This is a genomic window from Hyunsoonleella ulvae, assembly GCF_016827605.1.
GTDB lineage: Bacteria > Bacteroidota > Bacteroidia > Flavobacteriales > Flavobacteriaceae > Jejuia > Jejuia ulvae.
Genome location: NZ_JAEPJQ010000001.1, coordinates 1,248,172 through 1,261,667 on the forward strand (window position 1 = coordinate 1,248,172; position 13,496 = coordinate 1,261,667).

At 30.5% G+C, this 13,496-nt stretch carries 13 protein-coding genes; 8 read left to right on the top strand and 5 right to left on the bottom strand.

Features of this window, described 5'->3' with window-relative positions; all coding sequences use genetic code 11:
* Positions 1–73: 73 nt before the first annotated feature.
* Complete coding sequence (locus JS605_RS05555; protein ID WP_203256653.1) at positions 74–241, bottom strand: hypothetical protein; 168 nt, start codon at positions 239–241, stop codon at positions 74–76.
* 133 nt (positions 242–374) lie between these two features.
* On the opposite strand from JS605_RS05555, the gene JS605_RS05560 reads away from it, so the two are divergent.
* Both JS605_RS05560 and JS605_RS05565 read left to right on the top strand, forming a co-directional pair.
* Positions 375–1,022 carry a DUF6418 domain-containing protein gene (locus JS605_RS05560; RefSeq protein WP_203256654.1) on the top strand — a complete coding sequence of 216 codons (648 nt, stop codon included), beginning with the start codon at positions 375–377 and terminating at the stop codon, positions 1,020–1,022.
* Positions 1,015–2,310: an O-antigen ligase family protein gene (locus tag JS605_RS05565; protein ID WP_203256655.1), complete on the top strand. Its 1,296-nt coding sequence runs from the start codon at positions 1,015–1,017 to the stop codon at positions 2,308–2,310. The genes JS605_RS05560 and JS605_RS05565 overlap by 8 nt, the downstream gene beginning before the upstream one ends.
* A 527-nt stretch (positions 2,311–2,837) precedes the next feature.
* Here JS605_RS05565 and JS605_RS05570 read toward each other — a convergent pair.
* Both JS605_RS05570 and JS605_RS05575 read right to left on the bottom strand, forming a co-directional pair.
* Complete coding sequence (locus JS605_RS05570) at positions 2,838–3,965, bottom strand: sialidase family protein (protein ID WP_203256656.1); 1,128 nt, start codon at positions 3,963–3,965, stop codon at positions 2,838–2,840.
* The gene (locus tag JS605_RS05575) at positions 3,958–5,043 is read right to left on the bottom strand and encodes a glycosyltransferase (protein WP_239000258.1); all 1,086 of its coding nucleotides are present in this window, start codon (positions 5,041–5,043) and stop codon (positions 3,958–3,960) included. The genes JS605_RS05570 and JS605_RS05575 overlap by 8 nt, the downstream gene beginning before the upstream one ends.
* Before the next feature lie 46 nt (positions 5,044–5,089).
* Between JS605_RS05575 and JS605_RS05580 the strand changes: the two genes are divergently transcribed.
* From JS605_RS05580 to JS605_RS05600, 5 genes are read left to right on the top strand one after another with little or no spacing between them, the layout of a single operon-like run.
* A complete protein-coding gene (locus JS605_RS05580; RefSeq protein WP_203256657.1) occupies positions 5,090–6,085 on the top strand; it encodes an NAD-dependent epimerase/dehydratase family protein in 996 nt (331 codons plus the stop codon).
* A gap of 11 nt (positions 6,086–6,096) precedes the next feature.
* Positions 6,097–7,392 carry a UDP-glucose dehydrogenase family protein gene (locus JS605_RS05585; RefSeq protein ID WP_203256658.1) on the top strand — a complete coding sequence of 432 codons (1,296 nt, stop codon included), beginning with the start codon at positions 6,097–6,099 and terminating at the stop codon, positions 7,390–7,392.
* A 7-nt stretch (positions 7,393–7,399) separates the two neighbouring features.
* Positions 7,400–8,386, top strand: a complete 987-nt coding sequence (locus JS605_RS05590; RefSeq protein WP_203256659.1) for a UDP-glucuronic acid decarboxylase family protein — start codon at positions 7,400–7,402, stop codon at positions 8,384–8,386.
* Position 8,387: 1 nt separating this feature from the next.
* Positions 8,388–9,743 (top strand): undecaprenyl-phosphate glucose phosphotransferase, encoded by a 1,356-nt coding sequence (locus JS605_RS05595; RefSeq protein ID WP_203256660.1) that lies wholly within the window; start codon positions 8,388–8,390, stop codon positions 9,741–9,743.
* The gene (locus JS605_RS05600) at positions 9,743–10,522 is read left to right on the top strand and encodes a glycosyltransferase family 2 protein (protein ID WP_203256661.1); all 780 of its coding nucleotides are present in this window, start codon (positions 9,743–9,745) and stop codon (positions 10,520–10,522) included. Before JS605_RS05595 ends, JS605_RS05600 begins: the two co-directional genes overlap by 1 nt.
* Here the strand turns inward: JS605_RS05600 and JS605_RS05605 are convergent.
* Entirely contained in the window at positions 10,503–11,813 is a 1,311-nt protein-coding gene (locus tag JS605_RS05605) for a phenylacetate--CoA ligase family protein (RefSeq protein ID WP_203256662.1), read from the bottom strand. The two genes, JS605_RS05600 and JS605_RS05605, sit on opposite strands and share 20 nt — an antisense overlap.
* Positions 11,814–11,969: 156 nt before the next feature.
* Here JS605_RS05605 and purD point away from each other — a divergent pair, with 156 nt between their 5' ends.
* On the top strand, positions 11,970–13,241 hold the full coding sequence (gene purD / locus JS605_RS05610) for a phosphoribosylamine--glycine ligase (protein WP_203256663.1): 1,272 nt from the start codon (positions 11,970–11,972) through the stop codon (positions 13,239–13,241).
* On the opposite strand, the gene JS605_RS05615 is transcribed toward purD, so the two are convergent.
* Positions 13,236–13,463: a DUF6341 family protein gene (locus JS605_RS05615; protein ID WP_203256664.1), complete on the bottom strand. Its 228-nt coding sequence runs from the start codon at positions 13,461–13,463 to the stop codon at positions 13,236–13,238. The genes purD and JS605_RS05615 overlap by 6 nt on opposite strands.
* Positions 13,464–13,496 lie beyond the last annotated feature (33 nt).

The window sequence follows — 13,496 nt, forward strand, 5'->3', positions numbered from 1 at the left end:
AATACGGGCTAGTAAAGTTTAAAGGGTTTTCAATTAAGATCCCAACATTAAAGTATAAATCAAATAAGTATGATTACTTTCTTTCAGTTGTTGTTGGAGTATCATTGTTTTCTCTATTAGTTTTAAACCTCTTATTATCTTCAAGTCCACTTTTTAGTGAATCTGTTACTCGTTTTACATATTGGGAGAATTCAACCTTAAGCTTTTTACAAAGTGTTATTGGTAATACTGCTGTTTTCATTCCTTTTATTTTTGGATGGATATATACGAAACATAGATTAAGGGGTATTAGTCTTTTAATAATTTATATTGCATATATTGTGCTTATTGGTCAAAAATTTTCGCCTATAGTAAGGGCTTTATATTCCTTTTTTATGCCAGTTGTTTTAAGTTCAAATTTTACAGGTAAAATCCGGATTTTAAAATATGTAAACTTTAAAAACTTTTTGTTGTTTTTATTGATGTTTAGTGTTGTTTATTTTAAGTATTCAGAGAAAAATCCTTTCAAAAACGTTGGGGCAGAAACACCTATGGAGGCTATAATTTACAGGATTTTTGGTTTACAAGCTCATTTATATTGGGGCAGTGTTGAGAAATTTGTGTATTTGGGCGAGCCAAAATCTTATGACATTACCGAGTTATATAAAGGAATGCATACACTAATGCGTTATTTTTGGTTTGGAGATTTAGAGCATATAGAAGGAGCAATGAAAAGGGGGTTTAGTTTTACAAATGCATATCCAGGAATATTATTAAAAATATACCCATTATTTTATGCATATATATGCCATATAGTTTTAATAATTCTTTTTTATATCCCTTCAGCTAGATTATTAAAAAATGCTATAGAAAAGAAAAAGTACTTTATGTCATTCATATTTTTTCAATGTTTTAATTGGGTTGGTATAGCATTTATAATGGCATATTTCAATAAAGTAATACCATTTTTGATTTTATTTTTCTTAATGATTTTCTTCTCTTACGCAGTAATTAAGAGTAAATCGACAAAAGTAATTGACTAAAGAGTTGATAGAAAGAACAAGAGATATAATAAATGGTAAAATTAACTTAGCCTTGGTAGGTTTGGTTATTGTTGTGGCTTGCATGCCTTTTGAAATGATTTTATCATCAATAGGAACAGGACTATATGCCTTTTTTACTGTTTTTAATGTATTCAGAAGTATTGGCAGTCCTGATAGAGGATTGATTAAAGGTAAAATAGTGATTTTAGTGCCTTTAGTTTACTTTTTGGTGGTTGTAATTGGTTTAGTTTATTCCGGCTCCATAAACGAAGATTTTTCTATAATCTCTAAAAGACTAAGTTTATTTGTTCTTCCTATTTTAATTATGTTTTCAAAACTTAAATTAAGCGATATAAACTTGGTAAAAAAAGTTTTTATATACTCTTGTATTGCTTTTTGTTGTTTTTCAATAGGCACGTTGTTTTTTAACCTATTCGTGCATTTTGATCATAAGCACCATTACAATTTTGTGCAGAGGTCTATGTATCATTTTCATTTTCCATACGATTCTTTGTATATAAACTTCGCTTACGCTTTGTTAATATTTGGAAACTATAAAAAGCTTTTCAAGCGTATAGTCTCAGTTCTCTTTCTTATTGTAATTTTATTGTTTGGAGTAAGAATTGGCTTGTTTTCTTTTTTATTGATTTCACTAATCTATATTGGTGTTCATTTTAAGACAGTTTTTAAACTAAAGAATTTTGTGTTTTTAATTATTGTGCTAGTTGCGTGTTTTACATTGTTAAAAACTACTAAATATGGTAGAGATAAGTATTATGATACACTAAATAAAATAGGTTTTAACACTAAAAATCAAGTCTCCAAAATTGGTTCTGAATATCACAAAATTGGAGAGCGACAAATAATTTGGAATGCCAGTATGGAATTAATCGGAAAAAAACCTTTTTTTGGTTATGGCACGTCTATTCATCAAGATAAATTAAATGCACTCTATATGGAACGGAATTGCAAAACATGTATAAATAAAAACTCTCATAATCAATATTTATCAACATTGCTTAACTATGGAGTATTTGGATTGTTTGTTTTAGTTTTTATTTTAGTATTTTGTATAATAAAGGGGTTTGAAATAAAGAGTGCAGATTTTTTGCTGTTCTTGCTTTTAATTTCTACTCTGTTTTTTACAGAGACTGTTCTGCACAGGCAAAAGGGCATTATGTTTTTTAGTGTCTTTGTGTCTTTGTTTCTAAACGAATATGTTATTAAAAAACAATTAAAAATTAAGAAGTTAAACAAAAACCTTTTATCAGATAAAGCGACTGATTAATACGCTTAGTGGTAGCTTATCCTATTATAGGAGTCCTCTTAATTCGATAAAATTTTATTTTAAGGTTAGATTGAAGATTAAATTTATTTCATCTCTAAATCTAGGGAAACCCTACGGGGAATTTATTTCCTAAAGATTTATGCCGATTATTATTGTTATAATCTTGTTTCCATGACACCTATACTATACTTCCTATACGAAAATAGATGGTAATCTTATCAATACTTAATTTCCGGACTAATTCAGGCTTCTACCTTGTTAGAACTCCTTTAAAGTATTAACAATCTGTGTCTAGGTAAATTTGCTTTTTCTTACCTGACAGTTTAAAATTTAAAATTAGTAAATTCAAATTTTATGCTGTCCTATTTTTAGTGAAGGCTACAATTTTGTTTGACATAGGATTTAAGATAAACATGTATTACATATGGTTCCTTATTAATATGTCAATAAATTGATAATTCTTTGCCCTTTTTAAAGAAAGATACCATTAAAAGTCTTGTAATTCATGAAAAACAAGAAGCTTTACTTTACTCATATTTTTTATTATTGAAAAAATAAAGATTGGCTTGTTCATTGTTCATATGTGTTAAAGGCTTAATTTCTTTTTGATTCAATCTTGAGTCGGTAACTATATATAAAACTTCTTTTTCAGATATATTTAAAAACTTAGGATATCCATAAAACCAATGTTTATTGGGCAAGGGGCGCTCAGCCCTAATCTTAAGCTGATATGCTTTAGGATTATTAAAAACCGAATCTGCGTTTTGGTAATAGAAACGTAATTCATTGTTAATGTTTTTAGTTGTATGACTGAAAATTCTTGAAGTAGAACAAACTTCCAGCATATTACTTTTTTTATCGTATCTCATGGAGACGGGGCTCCTTACAGATGTTTTTTCATCATCGAAAATATTTGTTTCTCCTTTGTAATAATAATTTTGTCCATCAGAATTATATTGGTAAAATGAACTCTGTCCTAACTTTCCATAACCATTTCTACAAAGTATTATTTGTTTACCTTTAGCGATCTCTACCAAAAACGGTTCTTGAATAATTTTTGTAGAGTCGTTTATAATTGTCGCCTCAATTGGTAAGGATTTGAAATTATCTATTGATGTATACTTTTTAACAATTCCTTTTTTGAAACAGATTAAAAAGCTACTTTCTTTTTTAGTATTTACTATTGCACCGAATGGCTGGTTTTTATTGTTTTCTGTTCCGTGTATTTTAGTGTAGTTGTTCCATGTTATACCTCCGTCAGAACTAATAATATACCCCGAATCAACAGCTAGATTTGTTTCAGCATTATACCTTCTAAAAACTATAATTATATTACCATTAGGTAAATTGCCAACTATTAAATTCCTATCATCGTATGCACTGTTATATACTTTCTTTTCTTCTCCCCAATGCTTTCCATTATCATTACTAATTTTGGCAACTATTTCAGAATTATTGCTTACATGAGCAAAAGAAGGATCTTTTCTGTAAACAACGATTATTTTATTGTTGCTAATTCTGGCAAGTCCACCCTCAGAAGCGTGGGAATTTGTATCTATTGTTTGATATTTTATAGAAGTCAACTCCGTATTTTGATTGTACACGGAATTACACGAGAATAATACTAGAAATGATAACAATAATAATTTATTCATTTAAATATATATCAAGCAGCCCTAAAAAGTTTTTATCTCTGTCAAAGAGTTCTTTAGCTCTTATATTTGAACTAATTCCCATTTTTTCAAGAAGAGCTTTGTCTTTTTGTAGAGTTTTGATTGAATTTACAAATTCTTCAGTAGAACTACATAAAAACCCATTATAATTGTGTTTAACGGCATCTTTATTTCCAATCACATTGTTAGCTATAATAGCCTTTTCAAGTATCATTGCTTCTATAATTGTAAAGGGAAGCCCTTCCCATAATGATGTTTGAATATATATGTCAAATTTATTTACTTCTTTTAAAGCTTCTTCTCTGGGCATCCAACCAACTATTTTAATATTTTTAGCTGTTATTGAATTTGATAACTCTCCATCTCCAATCCAAACAAAATTAATTTCTGGGATTTTGAGTGCAATTTGATTAAATAAACTCGGATTTTTTTGAGGACTGAGCCTTCCCATTGTTCCCACAATAAATTGTCCTTCTTTTTTTAAAATGCTATGTTCTTTCAACGTATAAACAGAATCAATTTCAACACCGTTTCTAACCAAGAGCGCTTTACCAAGCTTTTGGGCATATTCAAATTCAGTATCTCCGCAAGCAATTGTAATACCTCCAAAAATTTTGTTAGTCCACTTTTCAATTATTCTAAATATTTTCTTTTTTCCAGTAGAAACATCTTCTCTCAAAAAAGAATAACCATTTGGTGTATAAAACACTCTACTCTTAGTATGCGCTTTGGAAGCTATCCTGCCTAGAACACCAGCCTTAGAAGAGTGAAGATGTATAACATCTGGCTTAATATTTCGAATATGCTTAAAGAGTGATATGGTGCTTTTTAAATCTTTTAATGGAGATATCTCCCTACCCATACTAACTTCTATCAGTTTGGTAGATTCAGGAAAATCAGTTTTAAATTTATTTCTATCAGTGTCGTTTCTATTACCACTGTAAATAACATAGGAATCAATGTATTCTATGTTATTAAAAAACTGATTTATATCCTTTATATAAGTGTAAACTCCAGCAGCAAATGTCTCTGAAATATGGAGTACTTTAATTTTTTTCATAAGAGCAAAATTAAAACTATTTTAGCAGCCACGAATTTAAATTTTGATGAAAGTAGCATTTTTATTTGGAGGTTCAGGTTACATTGGTAAGTTTTTATTAAGAAAGCTAATCGAAATTGAAAAATTTGATAAATATTATGTGTTCGATATCAGGCAAATAGAAGGTTTTAATGAAGAGCTAGAAAAAGGACTTGTTGTTTTTAATCTTGTGGATGTTAGGCAACCAATAAAACTTGTAGATGAAAGTATAGATGGTGGAAATTCGTGGATATTTAATTTCGCAGCAATCCATAGGGAACCGGGACACGAATACTGTGAGTATTTCGACACCAACATACCAGGAGCTAACAACATCAATGAATTTGCTGAGAAAGCAAAAATTAAAAATATCTTATTTACAAGTAGTATTGCTCCATATGGGCGTTCCAAAGAGCAAAGAACAGAGAGCTCCCCTTTGTATCCTGAAACTGCATATGGTATTTCAAAAGCTCTGGCCGAACAAATACATCAAAATTGGTTAAATACAGATAAAACCAGAAGGCTAATAGTAGTTAGGCCAAGTGTAATATTCGGGCCTGGAGATCCTGGTAATGTTTATCGTATGATTAAAGCTTTAAAGAAGGGAACTTTTGTGTTACCAAATCATGGTAAAATAATTAAAGCTTATGGTTATGTCTTTGGTCTTGTAGAAAGTATGCTATTTACTATGGAAAAGGATGGCAAATTAATAGTATATAATTATGCAGAAAATCCAATAGTATCTCTTTCAGAAATGGTTTCCATTGTAAAAAATGAATTAAATTATAAAAAACCAACGTTGAAAATCAGTGTAAAACTATTAGCCTTTATTGCTTTTTTTATTGATAAAGGATTTAGACTTTTAGGGAGAAAATCTGATTTTCACCCTGTGAGAGTGAAAAAAGCAGGATTCCCTACAAATATAAAACCTGAATACTTGATAAAACAAAACTTTGATTTTAAATATAATTTCAAAGATGCCTTAAAACACTGGAAAAATGAGGCCCCAAATGATTTTGATTAAAAAAATACAATATGAAAATAACAGTAGTAGGAACTGGATACGTAGGATTAGTAACAGGAACATGCTTTGCAGAAACTGGAAATGATGTACTATGTATTGATATAGACAAAGAAAAAGTTGATAAAATGAAATCTGGGTCTGTACCCATTTATGAACCACATTTAGATGTTATATTCCAAAGAAATATAAAAGCAAAACGGTTAAAATTTTCAACGTCTTTAGAAAAAGGTTTAAATCACGCAGATGTAATTTTTTTGGCTTTACCAACACCCGAGGACGAAGATGGTTCTGCTGATTTGAAATATATATTAGGTGTTGCATATGATATTGGAAAACTAATAACTTCCTATAAGGTTATTGTAGATAAAAGTACAGTACCTGTAGGCACATCTGAAAAAGTTAAAAATACTATTCAAAAAAACGCAAAAGTGGATTTTGATGTAGTATCTAATCCAGAGTTTTTACGTGAAGGATTTGCTGTAGATGATTTTTTAAAACCTGAGCGCATCGTTATAGGGTCGGAGTCAGAAAAGGCAATAGCAATAATTAAAAAACTATACCAACCTTTTGTTCGTTCTGGAAACCCAATAATTGTAATGGATGAAAAATCTGCTGAGCTTACAAAATATGCAGCAAACTCATTTTTAGCAACTAAAATTACCTTTATGAATGAGATTGCAAATTTTTGCGAAAAAGTAGGAGCCGATGTTGACAAAGTTAGAATAGGTATGGGTACAGACTCAAGAATAGGAAAACGTTTCCTTTTTCCCGGAATTGGTTATGGAGGATCTTGCTTTCCAAAAGATGTAAAAGCACTTTACAAGTCTGGGAAAGATGAAGGATATAATTTCAAGATTTTAGATGCGGTTATAGACGTAAACAAAAAACAGAAAACAGTTCTTTTACCTAAAATCACAAATCATTTTGAAAATCTTTCAAGTAAAAAAATTGCTGTTTGGGGATTGGCTTTTAAACCAGAAACTGATGATATTCGCGAAGCACCAGCATTATATTTGATAGACGAATTACTCGAAATGGGGACTAAGATTAGTGTTTTTGATCCTGAAGCCATGTTCAATGTAGAAAAAAAGTATGGCGATAAATTAGTGTATGCTAAAAATATGTACGATGCTTTAAAAAATGCAGATGCATTAGTTATTTGTACTGAATGGAGTATATTTAGAACACCAAGTTTTGAAAAGATTAAAAAATTATTGAATGTTCCTGTTATTTTTGATGGGAGAAATCTTTATGACAAAGAGGAATTATTAAAAGAAGAAATAAAGTATTTCTCAATAGGTAGATAATAAATTTATGAAAAGAGTTTTAATAACAGGAGCAGCAGGTTTTTTAGGTTCACATCTATGTGATAAATTTATAAAAGAAGGTTATCATGTTATAGGCATGGATAACTTTATAACTGGAGACAAAAAAAACATCCAACATTTAGAGAATTCGGATAATTTTGAATTTGTAGAACATGATGTCACAGAACATATAAAAATAGATGGCGATCTGCATTATATATTACATTTTGCCTCTCCAGCAAGTCCGATAGATTATTTAAAAATACCAATACAAACCTTAAAAGTAGGTTCCTTGGGAACTCACAACTTATTAGGTTTAGCTAAGGCGAAAAAATCGCGTATTTTAGTAGCTTCGACTTCTGAAATATATGGAGACCCATTAGTACATCCTCAAACTGAGGACTATTATGGTAATGTGAATACAATTGGACCAAGAGGGGTGTATGATGAAGCCAAACGTTTTCAAGAAGCAATTACTATGGCATATCACAGATTTCATGGTGTTGAAACAAGAATTGTTCGAATCTTTAATACCTATGGTCCTCGTATGCGATTAAACGATGGCAGGGTTATTCCCGCATTTATGGGACAGGCATTAAGAGGAGAGGATTTAACTGTTTTTGGAGATGGATCGCAAACACGTTCTTTTTGTTATGTGGATGATCAAGTTGAGGGCATATATAGGCTTTTATTAAGTGATTACCAGTATCCAGTAAATATTGGTAATCCTGATGAAATCACTATTAAAGAGTTTGCTGAAGAAATTATTAAACTTACTGGTACAAGTCAAAAAATTATTTATGAACCTTTACCTGTGAATGATCCTCTTCAACGACAGCCAAATACTGCATTAGCAAAAAAAATATTAAATTGGGAAGCTAAGACTAATAGAGCTGAAGGGATGAGAATAACTTTTAATTATTTCAAAAACCTTTCTCATGAAGATTTACACAAAAGAGAGCATAAGAACTTTGAAGATCACATAAAGCGATAAATTGAAAACTTTTAAACAGGGTAGATATTCTGGATTTATAAAACCCATATCTTTTTTAGTTGATTTAATTATCATTAACGGCTCTGTATATTTTTTTGAAATTAATCTAAAAAATGAATTAATATTTTTAGGGTATATTTCTTTTTTCTGGCTAATTATTTCTCTATACAATAAATTTTATGAGGTACAACGGAATACAAGAATTATCCATGTTCTCACATTATTATTAAAACAGATAGCTCTATTTTCAATAGTCCTTTATGGTTTTGTAGGCTTTTTTAATCAGCCCTATATTAATAGAACTAATTTAGGGAATTATCTTTTTACAGTTTTTGGTTTATTTTCATTTTTCAAACTTTTAATTTTTATTCTTCTTAACAAGTACAGAAGTGTACTTGGTGGAAATATTAGGAGAGTTATAGTTATTGGTAAGAATCAAAAAACAAATCAACTTATTACAACTTTCAATTACCGCTTAGATTTTGGATATAAGTTCATTAAACAATTTAGCGTTAAAGACAATGATTTTTCTTTAGAAAAATGCTATAACTTTATTATAGATAATAAGATTGATGAAATTTATTTTTCTGTTTCAGAGTTGTCCAATAAACAAATAAATGAACTCATAGATTTCGCAGACAACAATTTAAGGGAGTTAAAGTTTATTCCAGATAATAAGGAGATTTTTTCTAAAAAGTTAAAGTATGAATATTATGATTATGTTCCGATTTTATCTTTAAGGAATATTCCTCTACAAGAGTCTTTTAATAAAGTTGTGAAAAGAAGTTTTGATATATTATTTTCTTTAGGCATTATTATATTTATGTTATCTTGGTTAACTCCTTTATTGGCTATTCTTATAAAACTAGAATCTAAGGGACCGGTATTTTTTAAACAATCAAGAAATGGGTTTAACTATGAAGAGTTCGACTGCTATAAGTTCAGATCTATGAAGCCAAATAAAAATGCCCATTTACATCAAGCTACCAAAGGAGATCATAGAGTAACAAAAGTTGGAGCATTTTTAAGAAAAACAAGTATTGATGAACTGCCTCAATTTTTCAACGTTTTATTTGGAGACATGTCGGTTGTTGGCCCCCGTCCACATATGGTAAGCCATACTAATATGTATGCTAGAAAAGTTGATAAGTTTATGGTTAGGCACTTTGTAAAGCCAGGTATTACGGGTTTAGCCCAAGTAAGTGGTTTTAGAGGAGAAATAGAAACCGATAAGGATATTATTAATCGTGTTAAGTATGATATATTTTATGTTGAAAACTGGTCAATACTATTAGACATTAAAATAGTCATACAAACTTTTATTAATGCTGTTAGGGGAGAGAAAAAAGCATATTAATGAGCCTTAAGGTTTCCATAATAACTCCTACATATAACTCCAATCGTTTCATAGAAAGCACAATTAAAAGCGTTTTAAACCAAACATACACAAATTGGGAACTCATTCTTGTTGATGATGCATCTACAGATGATACGTTGTCTATCATCAATACTTTTTTATCAAAGTATCCCAACATTAAAGTATTCACAAATGAAACCAATCAAGGAGCAGCCATAACCAGAAATCATGGTATAGAATATGCTACAGGAGACCTTATAGCATTTTTAGATGCAGATGACCTTTGGAAACCATCTAAGCTAGAAAAACAGGTTAATTTTATGCTAAACCATAATGTAGATATATGTTTTACCAGTTACGATTTAATGAATGAAGCTGGAGCGTTAATTCATAAAACAGTAAAAGCGTTACCTAAACTAACATATAAGAAGTTCTTAAAATGTAATTATATTGGTAATTTAACTGGAATATATAATGCAAAAGTTTTAGGGAAAGTATATGCTCCTAATCTCCGAAAACGTCAAGATTGGCTTTTATGGTTAAAGGCAATTGCCTTGAGTGGTAAACCTGCTTTAGGAATTGAAGAATCATTAGCGGTATATAGAATTAGAAAAAACTCGATTTCTTCCAACAAAATAAATATGCTGAAATATAATTATTTAGTGTATCGTAAAGGGTTAGGGTTTTCTATACTAAAATCTACTTACAGTTTAATGGTGTTTTTGTACGAGTATTTTTTTGTAAAATCTAAGCAAACCATTACTTCACAAAAGAAGTAAACTGTTTTAATTTTCCGCCTTTTGTACGTTTCAATTCTTGCTTTCTCTCAAAAATTATACTTAAACCAGGTTCCAAATATGTGTCTATAGCTGTTGTTATAGCGTTTATTTTTTCTTTAGAAAGTTCTAGCTTACTACTGTAGATTATTTTAAAAGTATCAAGTTTATGTTGTTCAATAATAAACTCTTTAACATTCATATTGTCGTCTATTACTGTTTTGGTAATGTAATAAAACGTTAGGCCAGCTGCTTTTTTCCCACTAGGTAATATAGTAATATCACTTGTTCTTCCTGTTACCTGTTTTAAAATGGGCTTTTTTGGGGTACTACTTTCGCTCAATATTCCAATATCACCTAAATCATACCTAATAAAAGGATGAGCTAAGTTATAAAGAGAAGATACTACAATGCGACCTTCCTGTCCATAAGGGAGAGGTTTATTATTTTCATCCAAAATCTCAACATATAAATCTTCGGTATTAACCAGCCACTCATTATCAAGATTATTAAAAGCGATTAAACTCAATTCAGCAGACCCATATTCATTAGCAATAGGGATTCCCAGTTGTTTTTCTAATAATACTTTATCATCATCAAAAAGCATTTCAGCAGTTACAATACAAACTTTTAGAGATGGGCAAATGTTTTTTAAAACAACACTCTTTTTCTTTAAAAATTTTGCAAATTGTACTATGGCACTAGTGTAACCATTTATATATTCAAATGGAGTAGATTTGAACTTTTTTATATTATGTTCCAACTGTGTGTCGCTTAAATCAAAGACAGAGAAACGAAACCTATTACCAAGAAAATCTTTGAAGCGTTCTTTATAATAACCCATTCCATTGAGAGGAGCCCCATAAAAACGTGCTTGTTTTGAAGCAGCGGCATCAATACCATACCAAGAGTATCTGTCCATGAAATTTGCCCAAGACATGGCATGTGTATATTTGTCTTTGGCAAAAATTAAGGGTGTACCAGAAGAACCAGAGGTTTTATGTATGTGGCAGTTTTTAGGTGTAAAACCATCAGATAATCTATTAATAAGAGGGATTTGTAAATCACTTTTCTTGATTACAGGTAGTGCGTTCCAACTATTAGTATCAATACCTTTTGTAAAAGCTTTATAAAATGTATTATGCTGTAAATGAAAGCTTAAAATATCCTGTTTTCTGGAATTAAGATAGGATTTGTGCTCTATTTCGGTTTTAGATTGAATAGCAATTAAATCCCTTTTAGCTTTTTCAATAGGAAAGCCTTTTAATTTTAGAGTAAGGTTAAATAAATTCACTTAAATACAATATTCTGTGTAAAGTAAATAAAAAATATTCGTGTAATACGACCATTAATTTTATTTTTGCGCAAACTATAAAAGACATCTTTAATACGCTGTATTAAAACCAATAAATTGTCATTTCCGCAAGGGCGGGAATCTAAAACTCAAACTATGAATATTCTAATACTTGGTTCTGGAGGAAGAGAGCATACATTTGCATGGAAAATAGCACAAAGTAGTAAATGCAACAACTTATATGTAGCACCAGGAAATTCAGGAACTGCTGAGGTAGCCACAAATGTAAATATTGCTGTTACCGATTTTGATGCTATTAAAAACCTAGTATTAGACAAAAATATTGATATGGTAGTTGTAGGGCCAGAAGATCCTTTAGTTAATGGTGTTCATGATTATTTTTTAGATGATGACGCCATTAAACATGTCGCTATTATTGGGCCACAAAAAGTTGCTGCTGAATTAGAAGGTAGTAAAGAATTCGCTAAAGAATTTTTGTATCGCCATAATATTCCAACTGCAGCTTACGAAAGTTTTACAAAAGACAGTGTTGAAAAAGGATATGCATTTCTTGAGACTTTAAAACCACCTTATGTATTGAAAGCAGATGGACTTGCAGCGGGAAAGGGAGTGGTAATTTTAAATGATTTAGATGAGGCCAAGACAGAACTTAAGAGTATGTTGGTTGACGCTAAATTTGGAGATGCAAGTACAAAAGTTGTAATAGAAGAATTTCTAGACGGTATTGAGCTTAGCTGTTTTGTATTAACTGATGGTACAAATTATAAAGTATTACCAACAGCTAAAGACTATAAGCGTATTGGAGAAGGCGATACAGGTTTAAATACTGGCGGTATGGGTGCAGTATCTCCTGTACCATTTGCAACAGAAGCGTTTTTAAATAAGATAGAGGAACGTATTGTAAAACCTACAGTAGAGGGCTTAAAAAAGGATAACTTGCCTTATGTAGGCTTTATTTTTATTGGGTTAATTAAAGTAGGGGATGATCCTAAAGTGATTGAATATAATGTTCGTATGGGGGACCCTGAAACCGAGGTTGTATTTCCTAGGCTTAAGAATGATTTGGTTGAAATTTTACAGGCCATGGCTAGCGGCACTCTTGGTACAATAAATATAGACATTGATGAACGCGCAGCTACAACTATTATGTGTGTATCTGGAGGATATCCAGAAGCTTATGAAAAAGGCAAAGAAATTACGGGTATAGAAAATATTAAAGATTCTATTCCATTTCACGCAGGCGCTCAAATCATGGATGGCAAAATAGTAACTACAGGTGGAAGAGTTATAGCTATTACATCTTACGGTAAAACGTATCAAGAAGCCATAAAAAAATCTTACCAAAGTATAGATAAACTACATTTTGATAAGATGTATTATCGTAAGGATATTGGATTCGATTTATAAAAACGAGTGAGAAGAAACACTCTTATCTTCCTCGTTATTGTCATCAAAAATTTTAAGTTGCTTTATCCAATAAACAATGGCAACCATACAAATAAGGGTAAAAATCCAAGAGATAGTGTTAGCTAACCACCAGTTGTCCAATTCCAATGCCCTTAACGCATCATAAGGTGCAAAAAGCACATTAACAAATAAATCTTGTATAGCGTAAAAGAAGTCTTTCATCTGTTAAATATTTTGATTTTAGTAGTATCCATT